Consider the following 18581-nt stretch of genomic DNA (forward strand, 5'->3'; position numbering starts at 1 on the left):
GCAGCAAGTTCGTCGGGCGGGGCCAAAGCGGATCGGAAAACGTTCAGTTGAAAACAGACATCGTCGAAATCTCCTGCGCCGGCACCGTTAGCAATCGCATGCGACGGATGCGGCTTGTGACCACTTGCCTTGCGCTGGCGCTCGCCGTTCCCCAACTCGCCGCCGCCGACGAGTACCGCCTGGGATCGCAGGACAGGCTGACCATCCGAGTGGCCGAATGGCAGACCGTTGAAGGCACCTTCCGCGACTGGACGGCCGTCAACGGAGAGTACACGGTCGGTCCTTCCGGGACATTGTCGGTGCCGTTCGTCGGCGAAATGCCGGCATCCGGCAAGACCACATCCGAGGTCGCTGCAGCAATCGGCCAGGCGCTTCAGCGCAAGCTCGCCCTGGCTGACCGGCCGGAAGCCTCCGTCGAAATGGCGCAGTACAGGCCGTTCTACATTTCCGGAGAGGTCCAGAGCCCCGGCCAGTATCCTTACGTGCCTGACCTGACCGTCCTGAGGGCGATGAGCATCGCCGGCGGCGTCCGGCGGAGCCCCGAAGGACAGCGCTACGACCGCGACATGATCAATGCCAAGGGCGATTTTGACGTCCTTCAAGACCAACGGGTCCGGCTGATCGTCAGGCGCGCGCGCATCGAAGCGGAGATCGCGGACAAGCCGACATTCGACGTGCCGAAGGAAGTGACCGACGATCCGAAACTCGCAAGCATCGTTGCCGACGAGATGGCGATCCTGACGGCCGATCAAAAGAAGCTGAAACTGCGCCTTCAGGCGCTCGACGATTTGAAGAAGCTGCTGCAGAGCGAGATCGATTCGCTGCAGAAAAAGATCGTCAACCAGCAACGGCAGGTCGACCTGGCAAAGGAACAGCTCAGCGGCATCGGTTCGCTGGCGCAGAAAGGCCTTGTCGTCAACACGCGGGTTCTGAACTCGCAACAAACGATCGCCGACCTGGAAGGTCAGATCCTGGATTACGACACGGCCATCCTCACCGCCAAGCAGTCGATCAGCAAGGCTACCCAGGATGCCATCGACCTGGAAAACACCCAGAATGCGGGCCTCGCCGCCGATCGGCAACAGGTAGAAGCCGACCTCAGTGCGACAATGCTCAAGATGAACATGCAAACAGGCTTGATGGCCGAAGCCATGACGGGGAACCCGGCATTGCAACGCTATCGCGACGGCGAAGAGCCGACGATGTCGTTTGGCCTGGTTAGGGTGGTCGACGGCAAAACCAGCGAAATCGCGGCCAGCGAAGACACACCGGTGCTGCCAGGTGACGTAATCAAGGTCAAGCTAGCGCCAATGGCTAGCCAATAGACCTTCGAGCGATCGAATTATTCAACGTCGGTTGGCACTCAAAAGGAGTGTCGGCCAAGGCCGTTCATTGGTGCACGCTCGTTGGCGAGGAGCGGCTATGCGTTGGGCGTATGAATATCCGTCGTGCCTCCCCTAAACAGATAGCTTGGATAGTACCGTTACATCCATTTAAACAAGAGGAGTAACGCATAGCCAGAAAAAGGCATTCTCGTCGCGCTGATCCGGAATTGCTCTGCCGTTGACGACGACGCCGAACAGATCGACTTGATCGGCGAAGAGTTCGACCCAGACGAGTTCGACCTTGAACTCACCGATACTGTTCTCGCCGCCCGACAAGCCAGCCTACCGCCAACTCGGGACGTGAGCAATTACGGCGCAAGCAGACGTTGTGATTTAGTTTGCAACTTAAATCTGAGGGAGGAGGACTTTGTCGTGCGCAGTGAAAGGGACGAAATAGTCAGTCGGGAAAGAGAATTTCACAATCTTAGATTTAGTCAGGAGGCGGATCCAAGAGAAAGTCTGGACAAGTGGTATCGAACAATTCGCCACGGTGCTGAGCATCAAGATAGGCAAATAAAACGCCTTTCGAAAAACGCTGATGTGCTCGAGTACGGTTGTTCCGATGGTGGGTGGTCGCTGCATTCCCTGCATCTGCCCGGCCTTTGCCGATCTCTGACGGGGATCGACATTTCGGACGTAGCGGTAAACAAGGCGAACGAACGGGCGAGCACGCTTGGCAGCACGAACGCTACATTCCTGGCGATGAATGCGGAAGCGATGTCCTTCGAAGACAACAAGTTCGACTTGGTGTATGGACGCGGAATCATCCATCACCTGGACCTGGATCGGTGCTTTTCCGAGGTGGTCCGTATCCTGAAGCCGAACGGTGTGGCGTCGTTCTACGAGCCGATGGGACACAATCCTCTCCTGAATGCCTACAGAAGGCGGACGCCCCTCATCCGCACCGAGGACGAACATCCTTTGTTGGTTTCGGACTTCGCGTTGGCTCGCCACTATTTCAGCGATGTGCGGGTGGAGTATTTCGGCCTGTGCTCCGTAGGAAGCGCGCTGATGCCGCGAAGCATCTCGGAGGCCGTCTACACGGTTGGAAAAGCGATCGATTCAGTCGTTCTGACGCTTCCCTACGTGAAGCGGTTCGCATGGTATGCGCTTCTAACCCTTCGGGCCTGATCAACAGGCAGCAATCCAACTCGGGCGAGAGTGAAGGAGCAACTGCCTTTCGCCACCGCTTCAGAAGCTGCCTGCGAGACGGCCGTATTAAGGGCTTTGCTTATCCTCTTGCGGTCTCTGGTTCCGCGAGGTTGGTCGCGGTCCACCGGGGACGGGCGACAGGCACCCTCACCAGCTTGAAGTAGCTGTAATACAAGAGGAAGGAGCCCATGATGTAGGGATTGAAGGTATCAATCTCGACGAAGGACCGGATGAACAGAAGCATCATCACACCGGCAAGGATCACGGACTCGGCTTGCCATGTCCTGAATATCAAAGCCGATATGTGGCCCCACAGCGTGCGCAGGATGATCAGCGAAATCAGCGTCGCCCCGACATAACCAAGCTCCACGAGGGCTTCTATGTAGGTGTTGTGGAAATGGAAGCCGGATCGGGTTGTGATGTAGAATTCGTTCCAAAGCCGCTCGGCCTCGGCAAAACCCTGCACCCAATAGGCCGCGTAGCCGACACCGAGGATCGGCGCTTGCTGCGCCGCATTCCAGCCTTGATCCCAGAGATAGGTCCGCCCGGTGAGCGTGGAATCCTTTCCGAAGGCGCCAAGGATGAAATCCATAAGTCCGGCAAAGGCAACTGCGGTGACCATGACCAGCCCGGATGCACCGACCAGGAAAATCACCCGTCGATAACGGAGCGAAAGCTTCTTGGCCATGGCGAGCAGAGCCACCAGAGCGAGAACTGCCGGCACCGAAGCTGTCGAGGTGGCGGAATGCGCCATGACCAGCAGGTAGGCCGACAGAACGAAGACGGGCGCCGTCAGAAAAAGGCTTACCCGGCCGCGTCTGAGAAAGGCCAGGAACACAACGCAAAAATAGATCCCGAGCGATGCGACAAAGCCGATCTGATTCTTCGAGCTGAATGCGCCGACGAAATTGTAGCTCCCGTCGAGAATATCATAGGAATAACCCCCGACCTGGAGCGAATAGAGCAGAACGACAAAAATCCCGATTAGTGAGCCTATCACCAACGTGCGGACGCTGACGGTCCGCGCAGCGATGTAGGCGCAAGCGATATGGGAGCAATACTGGATTGCCGTCCTCAACGTGAGGCCGGGAGCATCCGACCAGAACACCGAGAGGCAGACGTAGATGGCAAACGCCAGCGGGAGCCATGCGCTGGATAGATGTCGCAACAGCCGCCGGTAGTCGACCAGGATAAGGGGAAGCCAGACCGCATAATAGGCCAGGATCAGGATCTGGCCGAAAACGGCGGAGTAGGAGAACGCCCAAATGGAGATGGCAACTGCAAAGCTACCGTAGACCGTGTTCTTCTCCGGGTCGATCAACAGAGATTTTGGAATCTTCATCTCGGTAGCGGATTCCCGTCCATACAGCTCAAGGCCGATTTGCCGCCGCGCCAAGCGCTGGCGCTTCCGTTGTGCAGTGCAATATAACCCATCCCCCGCAGCCTGTCACCCAAATGAGGCAAAAACACCCATGCGGACGCCTTAGGAGAGGCAGGTAGAAGGCCGAGACAGGCAGTGCGGCAAGAACAGAGCACCCACTGGGTGCGAACTGTTTTTCAGTTCTTCAGCACTGGACAGAGCAGGCTTAGCGAACAGGCAACGCCATTCAACTGCCTGCTCCTGGCCCACCACGAACATGCTCGGAGGCTCCAGACTCCGGCTTGAACTTCGCCGCCGTTGACTTCACATTCGCCGCCAATTGGGAGAACGAGCACATGCCGATGAGCTTTGCGGGACGGTTTGCCGGACGATCGGCCGTTATCTCCGGTGGCGCCTCAGGCATCGGTCTGGCCGTCGCGCAAAGAATCGCTGAAGAGGGCGGACGCGTTTGCGTCTGGGATCGCGACCCTGCCCAGATCGAGCAGGCCAAGGCCGTCATTGCCGATTTGCATGGCGTGACTGTCGACGTCGCCGATCCCGTAGCGGTCGAACAGGCCGCCCGGCAGACGATCGATGCCCTTGGCGCCGTCGATATCCTGGTCACAAGCGCGGCCATCACCGGACCGAACATGCCGACCTGGGACTATTCGGTGGAGGATTGGCGCCGGGTCATCGACATCAACATCAACGGCGTCTTCTTCTGCAACAAGGCGCTGGTTCCGCATATGCTCGAGCGCAATTACGGCAGGATCGTCAACATCGCCTCGATCGCCGGCAAGGAGGGAAATCCCAACGCGGCGGCCTACAGCACTTCGAAGGCTGCGGTAATCGGCCTGACCAAGTCGCTGGGCAAGGAACTGGCCAAGACCAAGGTGACGGTGAACTGCGTCACGCCGGCGGCCGTGCGCACCGCGATCTTTCAGCAGATGAGCCAGCAGCACATCGATTTCATGCTGTCGAAGATACCGATGGCGCGGTTTGGCGAGGTCGAGGAAGTGGCGGCGCTGATTTCGTGGATCGCTTCCGAGGAATGCTCCTTCACGACGGCCGCAGTCTTCGACGTCTCCGGCGGCCGGGCGACGTATTGAAGCAAGTGAGGCGCGATCTAGCGCTAGCGCCCGTCAGACTGGAGTTCACTTCGTTTGCTTAGCGTCGAACCTCCACTGTCCGACGAGGATTTGCTCGACCGCTTCCAGCGCGCGGCCTTCGGTTATTTTCTGGAAACCGTGAACCCGGAGAACGGGCTGGTCGCCGACACCTCGCGGCCAAATTGGCCGGCAAGCATCGCGGTCGTCGGCTTCGCCCTGTCCTGCTATCCGGTCGGGGTCGAACGTGGCTGGATGACGCGAGACGCAGCCGTGAAGCTGACGCTCGCCACGCTGCGCTTCTTCTGGAACAGCCGGCAAGGCAGTGACGACGACGCAACTGGCCACAAAGGTTTCTACTATCATTTCCTTGATATGCGGACCGGCCTGCGCGCCTGGCGATGCGAATTGTCGATGGTGGACACCGCGCTCTTGATGGCAGGCGTGCTCGTGGCTGGCGCCTATTTCAAAGGCGACAATGACGAAGAAACCGAAATCCGCGACCTCGCGGAAATGCTCTATCGGCGCGTCGATTGGCGATGGGCGCAAGGCAGCAGTTCGACGTTGCGGCAGGGCTGGAAGCCGAAGAGTGGCTTTCTGCGTTATGGCTGGGAAGGCTACAACGAAGCGACGGTGCTCTATGTTCTGGCGATGGCCGCTCCGGACAGGCCAGCCTCGGACGACAGCTATGCCGGCTGGACGGCGACATATCAGTGGGAAAACATCTACGGCTACGACGTGCTCTATGGCGGTCCGTTGTTCATGCACCAGTTCTCGCATGCCTGGATCGATTTCGATGGCATCCGGGATGCGTTTATGCGGGAAAAGAACTCGGACTATTTCGAAAACAGCCGCCGCGCGACCTACCTTCACCGGGACTATGCGCGGCATAACCCTTCCGGCTACGACGGCTACGGCGAAGGGCTGTGGGGCCTCTCAGCAGGTGACGGACCCGGCAACTTCCGCGCCCAAATCGAGCGGCGACCGCGTAAATTTTCCGGCTACGCGGCGCGCGGCGCACCGTTTGGCCCCGACGACGGAACGATAGCGCCATGGTCGTACCTTGCATCGCTGCCGTTCGCGCCGGAAATCTGCCTGCCGGCGTTACGCCATCTTGGGGAACGCCACCCAGAGGTGATCGACGGTTTCAGGATGCCGAGCGGCTTCAACCCGACGCTGGCGAACCGGCGGAAATTCGGGCCGAGCGGCTGGATATCGGATGCGCATTACGGACTGGACCAAGGTATCGTCGTGTTGATGATCGAAAATCACCGTTCGCGTTTGATCTGGGAGTTGATGCGGTCGAGCCCGCATATCCGCCGCGGCCTGTGCAAGGCAGGGTTCAGCGGCGGCTGGCTGTCACAGACAGCGACCCGCCCAGGCTGGCTGCCATGTCCGATGACGGGACGATAGCGGGTCTCCCGATTCAACAGGATCGCTCATAATCTGGCAGGCGCTAGGCGGCCGCGCCGCATCCAACGCTTGACGAAAGTGCTATTCGGCTAAAGAAGATTGGAGTGAAATGGCACGGGGCGGAACATTTCTGGATGTCGCTTGAAATAGAACCCGACTATGCGGTCCGGTTGCTGGCGCAGGGCTATATATGCCTGCCGCTTCGTGCCGGCGGTAAGCATCTCGACCTCAAGGCCATGGGGTATGATCCGCTGCATTTACAGACCCGGCGCAAGGATCTAAAGGAGCTCGCCTTCTGTTCCATTGCGTTCCAGCTGTCGCAGAAACCACCGACCTCCGAAGACATCGAGCGCTGGTTTCACGACTTCACCGGAAACGTCGGCATATTGGGAGGATTTGCCAACCTGCTGATCCTGGACTTCGACAACGCTGCGGCATATCGCGGCTGGTTCGGCATCCATGGTGAAATTGCAAACCGCACACCAGTCGCAAGGTCCCCGAACGGCTTCCACGTCTATCTGAGGACACGCGAACCGACGGTGTCATCCAGCCTGCATTTCGGCATGCGCCGGGTCGGCCACGCCAAGGCACTTGGCGGTTACGTGGTGGGCAGTCCCTCGGTGCTGAAGGATGGATCCTCCTATAGCTGGTTGGAGAACCAGTCGCCGTTCGATGTCGAACCGCAGCTGGTCGAGAACCTCGTCAGTCTTTCGCTGCGCCCAGTCTCGCCGCTCAAGCATTATTATGATCGTGTACGAAACCGCGGCTTTTTTGAGCGGCAGTGAGTAAATCAAAGGAAACGCGATTGGACGTCACGGTCGTCATCCCGGCAAGGAATGCTGCCGCGACGATCGATGCCGCGCTGCGCAGCCTGATCTCCGACAGCGCTCTGGTCGGCGAGATCCTTCTGGTCGATGACGGTTCCGACGATCAGACCGCGTCTGCCGCGATCGCAAGCGCAAAACAATACGGATTGCCGCTGGAGGTCGTCAGCGTCAACCTCGGCAGTGCCGGTGCTGCGCGCAACGCCGGAATTGCGCGGGCCACGGGCAAATCCATATTTTTCCTCGATGCGGATGACGAGTTGATAGAGGGAGGCCTGTCGCTTTTACATGACGCCCTCCTTCGCAATCCTGAGGCTGGCCTGTCGATCGGGGCCTGCATCCGTCGCACGAACGGGCGGCCGGACAAGCTCAAGACCCCGCACGGATACACCAGCGACAGAGCCCAAAACACCAAGCGATATCTTCTCAACGAGCTCTGGCCGATCGCCATGGGAAGCGCCCTGGTCGCGACATCAGCCACAGCCACCATCCGCTTTGCGGAAGCGATCGGCCTCGACGAAGACACGTGCTACTGGGTGGCTCTGCTCGCGCGCCTCGATGTGGCGATCGTCTCGGCTCCGGTGCTGCTCTATCATCACGACGAAACAAGAATGGCGCAGCGTTTCGTTCTGGCGCCACGCAGGACATTTCTTGCCATTGCGCTCGAACTGAACAGGCTGGCTGAGTTTGGCGTCGCGAGGGATGCCCTTCAATGGCGAAAGTCCTGGATCGCGCAGCGGATTTCACGACAGCTCATCAAGCAAAAAAGATACCCCGACGCGGCAGGCATGATGCGGGCCGTTCACGCCCATAAAGCATCCGGCCGGAGCTGGAAGGCCTTACAGTACAGCGCCCGGATTCATTTCGGAGCAATGATCGAAAAGCACAGTCAAGGTACACGGTTTACCACCCCCAACCACGGCAAAGAGCGGCGCACGCTTGTGCTGTCCTACGATCCGGCCTTCCCTCCTGCATCGGGCGCCGATCTCAGGAACCATCGCAACGCCATGGCCGCAGCAGAATTCGGGCCAGTCTGCCTTGTCTCGATCCGGCCGCAGACCCATCCGTCGAAACCGGCCAACCGCCGCATTCAAACAGCGGCTTTGACAATCGAAGGGGAAGCCCGCACGGCTTCGATCGGCTGGTGGAGGATCCGTGCCGAGAACCGAATTCCCCGCTCCGCACTGACTCGTCTCCAAGCTATCGTTCGCGAATTTTCCCCGGACAGCCTTGTCGTCGAGGGCATTGCGCTGTTCAAACTTTTACGGCCGTTGCGGCCATTGGCGGGGCAGCTCATTCTCGACATGCACAATGTCGAGTCTGACCTGGCGGGACAGTTGCACCGCGCAGACGACACAAGGTCGCTGCCCCCCATCACCGCCTTTGGCGTCAGGCGCCTCGAGAGAAAAGCGCTCGCCATCGTCGACAGGGTCTGGGTCTGCTCGAGGCAGGACCACGAAAGACTGGCGGCACTTTCTCCGCACAATGTGCCGATCGATATCGTGCCGAACGGCATCCCTCGTTTCGAAGACAGCCCCGTGGACCTGCCGGCTGAGGCCGCGACCGACGGCGGCTTTCCGATAATCCTGTTTGTCGGCCATCTCGGGTACAAGCCAAACATCGATGCCGCCGAACGGCTGGCCGCCACCATCCTGCCGCGCATCCGGCAAAGACTGCCGACCGCAAGACTGGTCCTCGCCGGCCGTTATCCCAAGCCGGCCGTGAAAGCTCTGGCCGGGCTGCAAGGCGTGGACCTTGTCGAAAATCCGGACGATATGAGGCCACTGCTGTCGCACGCGCATGTCAGCATCATCCCGCTTTCGGCAGGCGGCGGTACGCGCATCAAGGTTCTCGAAGCGATGGCCTGGGGCGTTCCGGTGATTGCGACACCGCTGGCGGTCGAGGGCCTTGACCTGGTCGACAATGAAGAGGTGCTTCTATCGGATTCGGATGAGAGACTTGCCGACATGGCTGCCGAGCTTTGTCTGGACCGCACGCGCATGGCGAGCCAGCGCGTTCGCGCGCATGAAGCCGCATGGTCCAGGTTCGGCCCTGAAGCCATCCGCAAGGCCGTCCGCGGCGGCTTTGGGCTGGACGATGCCGGCACATGACACCCACGCTTTCCAACCACCGATCGATGAGCTGCCGATGATCCCACCCATCCTGCACCAGACATGGAAGACCGACAGCGTCCCTGCCCGTTTCCAGGAGTATGTCGAAAGCTGGAAACGGCACCATCCCGGCTGGACGACGATGTTCTGGAGCGACCGGAGGCTGCTCGAGTTTGTCGCCGAGTATTATGCGGATTTCCTGCCGACCTTTTGCAGCTATTCACATGGCGTGCGGCGCGCCGACGCGGCACGCTATCTGCTGCTGTACCATTTTGGCGGGGTCTACGCCGACATCGACTGCGAATGCGTCGCCGCTTTCGATCCGATCATGAGCGAGGACCGGATCGTGCTTTGCAAGGAACCGGATACGCATGTGCTTGCCCAGGCAAAGTTTCGTGGCCTGCCCTATTTGCTGTTCAACGGCACAATAGCGAGCCCGCCCCGGCATCCCTTCTGGCTACAGGTCCTGTCGCTGTTGCCGGGGCTGGTCCATGCCAAGGAAGCGCTCGACGCGACCGGCCCCTGTGTGCTGACCTCCGCTCAGCTCGCCTATGGCGACCAGGCGGCCTTCGCCATACACGCCTCCGCCTTGTTCACGCCGGTTGACTCGTCCGGGCGCACGGATATGCCAGCCGGCAGCGGGGCGCTGACGCTGTCCGTCCATCACTGGGCGGGCACATGGTGGACGGCGCGGCCGGCAACGCCGTGGCGTGACAAGGTCCGCAACCACGCCTACCGGTTTTGGCATCATCTGACACGGGGCGCGCATCTGGACGAGGCCGTGGCGAAGGCGAGCGTCAGCCAGGCGGCGCTTTCGGCACCGTTGCCGTCAGGCTCGAACGTTGCCATTCTGGTGCCTTTGCGTGATGCCGCCGACCATATTCAGCCGTTCCTCGATGCGCTGCAGGCGCTCGACTACCCCAAGGATAGGATAAAGCTGGTCTTCTGCGAGGGCGACAGTTTGGACGGAAGCTGGGATAGATTGCAGGCGGCAGTGGCGCCGCTTGCCGGCAGCTATCGTGGCGTCGTCCTGCTGCAAAAGCGTCTGGGCACGCGCCTTGACCGAGTGAAGCGAGCGAAACCACGACAGCAGCGCGAGAGACGAGGCGCCATCGCCAAGGTGCGCAACCACCTCATCGATCATGGGCTGGATGCCGACGACAACTGGGCGCTGTGGATCGACATCGATGTATGGCAATTTCCAAGCGATGTCGTGAACCTGCTGATCGGAAGCGGGCATCGGATCGCAGTTCCCAACTGTGTAAAGATTGCCGGCGGCGACAGCTTCGACCTCAACAGTTTCGTCACCACACGACCCGAAAAAGACTATCGCTACTATCGTCAAATACGCGGCGGCCTTTACCAGCCGCCCGCCCATTCCGTCGGCCGCCTTCACCTCAGCGATGTCAGGCATCTCGAAAGCATCGGTCTCGATGGGGTCGGCGGGACCATGCTTCTTGTCGACACAGCATTGCACCGTGGCGGTCTTCGATTCCCGGAAATTCCCTACCGCGATCTCATCGAAACCGAAGGCTTCGGCGCCCTCGCCAACGATCTGGGCATCAGGCCCGCCGGTTTTCCAAAGCTTGAGATACTCCATGTTCCGTGGTGATCAGGACTGACAGACGCCGTTCGAGCTCCTCTCGGATCGGTGCCAGATAGACTTGCGGCCGCAGCCTTTGCCAGATGTAGTCGCGATCGGTGAGCTGCGCGACCTGGTCGACCGATCGTTGCATCATTTCGGGATCCCGGACCTGTCGCCAATCATCGACTATGATGACGGGCAGCCCTTTATAGAGAGGATCTAGCGGCGACGTCCTGGTCACCACGATACAGCCTAGATACAGCAGTTCCCACGTCCTGTGGCAGTCGAGGCCGCTTCCAGCCGTCGAAACGACCAGCGGGTACTGTGCATAGCGCTCCCAGATCGAACGCTGCGACAGCCGCCTGTCAAGAAAATCAACATGCGGGCATCCCTTCAGGGTATCGACCAAATCCCGTCGCTCCCTGGGTTCCCTGCTCAAACTTAGATCACAGAATATTCGGAGCGGGCGACGGTTCGGCACGTCCTGCCGACGGCGAATGGTTTCGAGAAGCCTCGCAAGCTGTCCGGGCGTGGTAAAGCTACGCAGGGTGTGAAGATCGAGCCCGATCGGGAAAGGTTTGAGCTTGGGGTGATCGCCGACGCAGTTCTGGGTGTACCAGGACACCAGGAAAGGGTTGGTGAGAAGCCGGTCGACGGTATTTTTCGCAAGATTTGACGGCACCGACGCATCGCCATCCGTCGTCACCAGCGCGAACGGCGCCGTGATGGTTGGCAGGGCCACTTCGACGAAAGTGTCGAGATCGCAGACACGCGATTCCCTGGCCCGGGTGCTCAGGCGCAGCCAGACCATGCCATGTGCGCCGCTATAGTACTTGCGAAAGAACGCCTCGGTCTGTGCCGATTCGGTCGGTGCGTATCGATACCAGCGTGGACCGGCAAACTCGCAAAACTGCCCGATGCCCTTCGACCATAACAGCGGCGGAACGCGAAGAAAGGGCAGCATGGCGGAATGAACCGCCTTTCGCAAAAGCCTTCGCCGACGAAACTTGCCCATCTGCAAGCATTAGCCCAGCCACCAGCGCCGTTGCAACGTTGGCACGGGCATGTTCGCCCGTGCACTCGCGCTGCCGATTTTATCAGCCGGCGAACGTATAGGCGGTCTTCACCGTGGTGTAGAATTCCGCCGCATAGCGGCCCTGCTCGCGCGGGCCGTAGCTCGATCCCTTGCGGCCGCCGAAAGGCACATGGAAGTCGACGCCGGCCGTCGGCAGATTGACCATCACCATGCCGGCCTCCGAATTGCGCTTGAAATGCGTGGCGTGCTTGAGGCTCGATGTGCAGATGCCCGACGTCAGCCCGAACGGCGTGTCGTTGGCCACCGCCAGCGCCTCGTCATAGTCCTTGACGCGGATCACGTTGGCGACCGGTCCGAAAATCTCCTCGCGTGAGATACGCATGGCGTTGCTGGCTTGCGTAAACAGCGCCGGCTGCAGGTAGAAGCCGCGGGTTTCGCGATCGAGCCGCTCGCCACCGAAGGCCAGATCGGCGCCTTCCTGGCGGCCGATGGCGATATAGTCTTCATCCTGTTTCAGCTGGCTCTGGTCGACGACCGGTCCGATCTGGGTCTTCGCATCGAGAGCGTCGCCGACGACCAGCTTAGCCAGGCGATCCTTCATCGCATCGACGAAGCGGTCATGGATGCCGTCCGTCACGACCAGGCGGGACGATGCCGTGCAGCGCTGGCCGGTCGAGAAGTATGCGCCGTTGATCGCGCAGTCGACGGCAACGGCAAGATCTGCATCGTCGAGCACGACAAGCGGGTTCTTGCCGCCCATTTCGAGCTGGAACTTGCGCATGTGCTCGACGCTCGCGGCAGCCACGCGCTTGCCGGTGCCAACCGAACCGGTGAAGGTGATGGCATTGAGGTCGGGGCTGTCGAGCATGGCCTGGCCGACCACCGAACCCTTGCCCATGACGAGATTGAGCACGCCCTTCGGCAGGCCGGCCCGATGCAGGATGTCGACAATGGTCCAGGCACTCTCCGGAACCAGATCGGCCGGTTTGAAGACGATGGTATTGCCATAGGCCAGGGCAGGAGCGATTTTCCACGCCGGGATGGCGATCGGGAAATTCCACGGCGTGATAATGCCGACGACGCCGACCGCCTCCCGCGTGATCTCGACACCGACGCCGGGCCGCACGCTTGGAACCAGCTCGCCCGACAGGCGCAGCGCCTCACCAGCAAAGAAATCGAAGATCTGGGCGGCGCGCACGGTCTCGCCAATGCCCTCGACCAGCGTCTTGCCTTCCTCGCGCGCCAGCGCCCGGCCGATTTCATCTTTGCGCGCGGTGATCTCGTCCGACGCCTTTCTCAGCAACGCGTGGCGTGCCAGCAGGCCCGATCGCGACCATGCCGGAAATGCCGCTTTCGCCGCCGCGATCGCCTGCCGGGCCTGCTCGGCGTCGCCCGACGCATATTCGCCGACCACGTCGTCGAGATTGGACGGGTTGATGTTGCGGGAGCCGGCATCGCCAACCCACTCGCCATCAATGAGGTTCTTTCGAAACGGGGTCATATCGCTGTCTTCCTTGTCGTCTTTCGATTGCCGTCTATCTGGACCACCGGCCGCCACACCGCAAGGCCGCCGGCCGCAAAGTTCTCCTCCTCGACAGGCATGTGTTAGGTGTCTAGGTGGTAAACCATGACTTTAGTGCGTGTGCGACGCGGATCGCGCCAGGAGGAACCGCCATGTCCGACAGCGCCTTGCCATTGGTGATCAGCGCGCCCGAGCCACGCACGCTCGATCTGATTTTCACGCCCGAGGCACTGGCGAGATTCCGCGCCAAATATCGTATCGTCGAAACGTCGCCGGAAGGCGTCGCGGCCCTGCCGGCCGATGTGCTCGCCGAGGCGCGCTACATTGTCGGCCAGCCGCCGATCGCGCCGGAGACGCTCGACAAGATGCAAACGCTGCGCTGCATCTTCAATGTCGAGAGCAACCTCCTCAACAACATGCCGTATGAGACGCTGTTTACGCGCGGCATCCATGTCGTCACCACGGGCCTGGTCTTCGCCGAGCCTGTTGCCGAGCTCGGCCTTGCCATGGCGCTCAACCTCGCTCGCGACATCGTCGATGCGGACCTCGCCTTCCGGCAGGGCAAGGAGCTGTGGGGCGGCGACGGCAACCGGACGGCGCGGCTTCTTTCTGGCGCGGATGTCGGCATCATCGGCTTCGGCGACCTCGGTCGCGCGCTCAACCGGCTGCTGTCGGGCTTTCGCACGCGGACCAAGGTTTTCGATCCGTGGCTGCCGCCGTCGATCCTGATAGAGAACGGCGTCGAGCCGGCGTCGCTGGATTCGGTCCTGTCGGAGAGCGATTTCGTTTTCGTCGTCGCTTCGGTGACCAGCGAAAACCAGGGTTTTCTCGGCGCTGAGGCCTTTGCCAGAATGCGCAAGGGAGCTGCCTTCATCCTGCTCAGCCGTGCCGGCGTGGTCGATTTCCCGGCATTGATGGACGCCGTTCGCAGCGGTCATATCGTCGCCGCCAGCGATGTGTTTCCGGAAGAGCCGCTGGCACAGGATCATCCCGTGCGCGCGCTGCCCGGCTTCCTGCGTTCCGCCCACCGGGCCGGCGCGCTCGACATCGCCTTCAAGCGCATGGGCGACATGGTGCTGGAAGATATGGACCTGATCGACCGCGGGCTGCCGCCGATGCGTTCGAAGCGGGCCGAACGCGAAACCGTTTCGCGCATGCGTTCGAAGCCGGTCGACAAGAACTGAGCCGTCAAGCCAGCGCCTGCGCGGGTTTGTCAGATGGTGAACGACCAGAACAGGCAGGCCAACGTCGCTGCGGCGAAGACGACAAAGAACAGGCTTCTCAGCAGGATATTGCGGCGCAGCTCGTTCATGAAAAGATGGCATCCGACGATGGCGACGACGAACAGGAAGCGCCAGTTCAGCAGCGCCGGCAAGATGTTGCTTCGATCGAAAGCCCATCTGGCAGCGAGGCAGCCAATGATGGCTGCAAACAACACGACGACTGTCCAGAAGATCGCATCCGCGGCGTTCGTCAGGACAACGCTGGCGGCCCTGATCGGCAGGATCATCATCAGCAGCGCGCTGAAGAAATAGACCGATGCAAGCGGGATAAACGTCCCGGCATCGGCGACGTCGTCCAGGCGTTTTGCGCCGATCGCACCATAAGGATAGCCATGCTGGGCCACTGCCAGGCTGAGCGCCATCAGCAAAGCCGTCAATATGGCGACCAGTGCGAATGAAGTGAGGGCTTTGCTCATACGGGTCCTGTTCGGAACGAATCGAATGAGGACGTTGGTAGCCCATGGTTTGTAAATTGCTGGTAAGCGTCGAGGCCCGGCGTGACAGCGTTTCTCGACGTCCTCACTCCGCCGCTTGAAGGCGTCGCGCCTCGATGATGGCCCTGATCTCGGCACGGCAGGAACCGCAATTGGTGCCGGCATGCAGGGTGGCGCCGATCGCCTCGACGCTTACGCAGCCGCCGCGCACCGCTTCCGCGATCTGATTGGCGCCAACTCCGAAGCAGGAGCATACGATGGCGCCACGGTCGACGCGGTTGCCGCCGGGCCGCCCGGCTACGATCGCCAGCCGCCCACGCCGATCGGCGTGGTCCGCGCTCAACTGCTCCACCGCCCAGCTGCGCGACACGGCGACCGGCTTGGGCGCCAGATAGAGCGCGCCAGCCAGCCGGCTGCCGGCGAAACGAGCAAAGCGATAGTGCCCGCCGGTGACGTCATGATAGGCGAGCGTCTCGCCTAGCGCATCCGCGCCGAAAAGCGAGGCTGCGAAAGCCGGCCAGTCCCGGCCAGCCTCGAACGCAAGCTCTAGGCGCCAGCCGGCGGCACAGCGGGCGAGGCTCCAATAGTTGGCGTCGATCGAGGTCGGCCGTTCGGCCAGCACGGCGAAGCCGAAGGCGGCAGCAGCGAAGCGTTCCACGCGGGCGGCAACATTTTTCGAGGCCGGCTGCCCGGACACAGCATCGGTGATGGGCGCCACCAGCGCATCGACACGAGCGCGCGCGGAGAACTGGTCGGTCCAGTGCATCGGCACGAAGACCGATCCCGGTCGCTGCCGAGCCGTTAGCAGCGCCCGGACCAGCACTTCGCCATGCACAGTCGATACGCGCACAATGTCGGCGTCGCCAATGCCGGTGCGGGCGGCATCCGCCGGATGGATTTCGACGAAGGGCTCGGCCATGTGCTGAGATAGGCGCTGGCTCTTTCCGGTCCGCGTCATGGTGTGCCAGTGGTCGCGGACGCGGCCGGTGTTGAGGATTAGTGGATAGTCCGGGCTGGTGCGGGTTTGCGCTGTCGGGCGGACGGCGATGAAACGCGCCTTGCGGTCGGGTGTGTAGAAGCCGCCGTTGGCGAAGAAGCGAACGGGCTGGCGCCCGGTCGTGCCGCCCCCCTCTGGCCTGCCGGCCATCTCCCCCTCTAGGGGGGAGATTGGCAGCGTCTTCGATCCGCGCATTCCTGCAACGCCTGAGATTGGCGAAGGTCGTAGTGGCGGCTGATCTCCCCCCTCGAGGGGGAGATGGCCGGCAGGCCAGAGGGGGTCGTCTGCGACGGCTTCCACCTCGTTGGGGTGACCCGGAGAGGTCGAGACTTCAATACCGACCCCACCCCGGCTCGTTTGTCTCGCTTCGCTCGACGCGCTCCCCGACCCTCCCCTCAAGGGGGAGGGTAAGGTCGGCGCTGGCCATTGGAACGGTAGAATATCCTCATACGTCTCTGCGTCAGCATAGGCACCGATATCAAAATCCCGCGCGCCGTCATTCTCGAATGCCGACAGCGCGGCGTGTTCAGCAAAGATCTCCGCCGCCGACGCATAAGAAAACGCCTCGCCAAAACCCATTCGCCTGGCCACTTCGGCGATGATCCACCAGTCGGCTCTTGCCTCGCCGGGCGTGGACAAAAAGGCGCGCTGGCGCGAGATGTGGCGCTCCGAATTGGTGACGGTGCCGTCCTTTTCGCCCCAGGCGGCGGCGGGCAGCCGGACATGGGCGTGGCGGACCGTATCGGTCTTGGCCAGCACGTCCGATACCACGACAAACGGGCAGGCCTTGATTGCCGCCTCGACGGCATCGGCATCCGGCATCGAATCGACCGGGTTGGTCGCGATGATCCACAGCGCCTTGATGCGTCCGTCGGCCACGGCTTGGAACATTTCGACCGCCTTCAGGCCAGGCTTTTCGGCGATGTCAGGCGCGTCCCAGAAGCGCTGCACGCGGTCGCGATGTTCGGGGTTTTCGATCTCCATATGGGCAGCCAGCATGTTGGCCATGCCGCCAACCTCGCGGCCGCCCATGGCGTTGGGCTGACCGGTCACCGAAAATGGCCCGGTGCCGGGCTTGCCGATGCGGCCGGTGGCGAGATGACAATTGATGATGGCATTGACCTTGTCGGTGCCCGAGGACGACTGGTTCACGCCCTGGCTGTAGACGGTCACCGTCTTCGCCGTCGCGGCAAACAGGCTGTAGAAGCGGCCAAGCTCGTCCTCGCCCAAGCCCGTGGCAGCGGCGATACCGGCAAGGTCGAGCGCCGAGGCGGCGAAAAGGGCTTGCCCGAAGCCGGTCGTGTGCGCCGTGATATAGCTGCGGTCCAGCGCGTTATGCTGACCGAGATAGGCGAGCAGCCCTGTGAACAGCGCAACGTCACCATCCGGCGCGATCGCCAGATGCATGTCGGCGATATCTGCAGTCATCGTACGGCGCGGGTCGATCAGCACCACCTTCATGTCGGGCCGCTTTTCCCGGGCGGCGGCGATGCGCTGGTAGAGCACCGGATGGCACCAGGCGAGATTGGAGCCGACCAGCACGATGAGGTCGGCAAGCTCCAGATCCTCGTAGCTGCCCGGTACCGTGTCGGAGCCGAAGGCGCGGCGGTGGCCGGCAACCGACGAGGCCATGCACAGGCGCGAGTTGGTGTCGATATTGGCCGAGCCGATGAAGCCTTTCATCAGCTTGTTGGCGACATAATAGTCTTCGGTCAGCAACTGGCCCGAGACGTAGAAGGCGACCGAATCGGGGCCGTGCTCGGCAATGGTTTGCGAAAAGGTCGAGGCGATGACGCCGAGCGCTTCGTCCCAGCTGGTGCGGCGATCGCGGATCTCCGGATAGAGCAGCCTGCCGTTGAGGTCGATCGTCTCGGCCAGCGCCGAGCCCTTGGAACAGAGCCGGCCGAAATTCGCCGGATGGTCAGGATCGCCGCGGACGGTTACCTCACCGTCCGCAGCGACCTTGGCCAGCACGCCGCAGCCCACCCCGCAATAGGGGCAGGTGGTCCTCACCTCGCGCGCTTCGTCGATGTTCATGCTCAGGCTGCGCGACTGGCCAGCGCTTCGAGCGCAATGAACAGACGCTCGCCCTCGATCCGCACCGGAATGGTGCGCACCGCGCCTTCGTCGGCGCCAAGCGCCTTGCCGGTCTCCAGCGAGATGACCCAATTGTGCAAGGGACAGGTCACCGCCGCACCATGGACGATGCCCTGGCTGAGCGGCCCGCCCTTGTGTGGGCAATGGTCTTCGATGGCGAAGACCTGGTCCTCCGCCGTGCGAAAGACGGCGATTTTTCCCTCGGGCGTGGCGACGCAGCGCGCGCCGCGGCGCGGGATGTCGGAGAGAGAGCCGATTGACACCCAGTTCATCATG

General features: G+C 61.6%; 14 protein-coding genes. 8 read left to right on the forward strand and 6 right to left on the reverse strand.

Annotated features, from left to right (window positions below):
• The first annotated feature begins 98 nt into the window (after nucleotides 1–98).
• Nucleotides 99–1325 (forward strand): polysaccharide biosynthesis/export family protein, encoded by a 1227-nt coding sequence (locus NKH73_RS00180; protein WP_352927628.1) that lies wholly within the window; start codon nucleotides 99–101, stop codon nucleotides 1323–1325.
• A gap of 264 nt (nucleotides 1326–1589) precedes the next feature.
• Entirely contained in the window at nucleotides 1590–2516 is a 927-nt protein-coding gene (locus NKH73_RS00185; RefSeq protein WP_352926389.1) for a class I SAM-dependent methyltransferase, read from the forward strand.
• Nucleotides 2517–2616: 100 nt separating this feature from the next.
• Here the strand turns inward: NKH73_RS00185 and NKH73_RS00190 are convergent, their stop codons facing one another.
• Nucleotides 2617–3879, reverse strand: a complete 1263-nt coding sequence (locus tag NKH73_RS00190) for an O-antigen ligase family protein (RefSeq protein ID WP_352926392.1) — start codon at nucleotides 3877–3879, stop codon at nucleotides 2617–2619.
• Between the two features lie 374 nt (nucleotides 3880–4253).
• Here NKH73_RS00190 and NKH73_RS00195 point away from each other — a divergent pair, with 374 nt between their 5' ends.
• The 5 genes from NKH73_RS00195 to NKH73_RS00215 all read left to right on the forward strand — a co-directional run bounded on the left by NKH73_RS00195 (nucleotide 4254) and on the right by NKH73_RS00215 (nucleotide 10963).
• On the forward strand, nucleotides 4254–5006 hold the full coding sequence (locus NKH73_RS00195; RefSeq protein ID WP_352927631.1) for an SDR family NAD(P)-dependent oxidoreductase: 753 nt from the start codon (nucleotides 4254–4256) through the stop codon (nucleotides 5004–5006).
• 54 nt (nucleotides 5007–5060) lie between these two features.
• A complete protein-coding gene (locus NKH73_RS00200; protein ID WP_352926394.1) occupies nucleotides 5061–6416 on the forward strand; it encodes a glucoamylase family protein in 1356 nt (451 codons plus the stop codon).
• Between the two features lie 170 nt (nucleotides 6417–6586).
• Nucleotides 6587–7201: a bifunctional DNA primase/polymerase gene (locus NKH73_RS00205; protein ID WP_352926396.1), complete on the forward strand. Its 615-nt coding sequence runs from the start codon at nucleotides 6587–6589 to the stop codon at nucleotides 7199–7201.
• Between the two features lie 20 nt (nucleotides 7202–7221).
• Nucleotides 7222–9351 (forward strand): glycosyltransferase, encoded by a 2130-nt coding sequence (locus tag NKH73_RS00210; RefSeq protein ID WP_352926399.1) that lies wholly within the window; start codon nucleotides 7222–7224, stop codon nucleotides 9349–9351.
• A gap of 37 nt (nucleotides 9352–9388) precedes the next feature.
• Nucleotides 9389–10963: a glycosyltransferase gene (locus tag NKH73_RS00215; RefSeq protein ID WP_352926402.1), complete on the forward strand. Its 1575-nt coding sequence runs from the start codon at nucleotides 9389–9391 to the stop codon at nucleotides 10961–10963.
• Here NKH73_RS00215 and NKH73_RS00220 read toward each other — a convergent pair.
• Both NKH73_RS00220 and NKH73_RS00225 read right to left on the reverse strand, forming a co-directional pair.
• Entirely contained in the window at nucleotides 10914–11900 is a 987-nt protein-coding gene (locus NKH73_RS00220) for a hypothetical protein (RefSeq protein ID WP_352926404.1), read from the reverse strand. The genes NKH73_RS00215 and NKH73_RS00220 overlap by 50 nt on opposite strands.
• 133 nt (nucleotides 11901–12033) lie before the next feature.
• On the reverse strand, nucleotides 12034–13473 hold the full coding sequence (locus NKH73_RS00225) for an aldehyde dehydrogenase family protein (protein ID WP_352926406.1): 1440 nt from the start codon (nucleotides 13471–13473) through the stop codon (nucleotides 12034–12036).
• Nucleotides 13474–13646: 173 nt separating this feature from the next.
• Between NKH73_RS00225 and NKH73_RS00230 the strand changes: the two genes are divergently transcribed.
• Nucleotides 13647–14678, forward strand: coding sequence for a hydroxyacid dehydrogenase (locus NKH73_RS00230; RefSeq protein WP_352926408.1), 1032 nt, complete (start codon nucleotides 13647–13649; stop codon nucleotides 14676–14678).
• Nucleotides 14679–14707: 29 nt separating this feature from the next.
• On the opposite strand, the gene NKH73_RS00235 is transcribed toward NKH73_RS00230, so the two are convergent.
• The 3 genes from NKH73_RS00235 to nirD all read right to left on the reverse strand — a co-directional run bounded on the left by NKH73_RS00235 (nucleotide 14708) and on the right by nirD (nucleotide 18577).
• Nucleotides 14708–15193, reverse strand: a complete 486-nt coding sequence (locus NKH73_RS00235; protein ID WP_352926410.1) for a hypothetical protein — start codon at nucleotides 15191–15193, stop codon at nucleotides 14708–14710.
• A 103-nt stretch (nucleotides 15194–15296) separates the two neighbouring features.
• Nucleotides 15297–18245 (reverse strand): nitrate reductase, encoded by a 2949-nt coding sequence (locus tag NKH73_RS00240; RefSeq protein ID WP_352926413.1) that lies wholly within the window; start codon nucleotides 18243–18245, stop codon nucleotides 15297–15299.
• Between the two features lie 2 nt (nucleotides 18246–18247).
• Nucleotides 18248–18577 (reverse strand): nitrite reductase small subunit NirD, encoded by a 330-nt coding sequence (nirD, locus tag NKH73_RS00245; protein ID WP_352926416.1) that lies wholly within the window; start codon nucleotides 18575–18577, stop codon nucleotides 18248–18250.
• Nucleotides 18578–18581: the final 4 nt, after the last annotated feature.

Origin of the sequence: Mesorhizobium sp. M0938 (assembly GCF_040319125.1) — a bacterium.
In the GTDB taxonomy this organism is placed as follows: Bacteria; Pseudomonadota; Alphaproteobacteria; order Rhizobiales; family Rhizobiaceae; genus Mesorhizobium; species Mesorhizobium robiniae.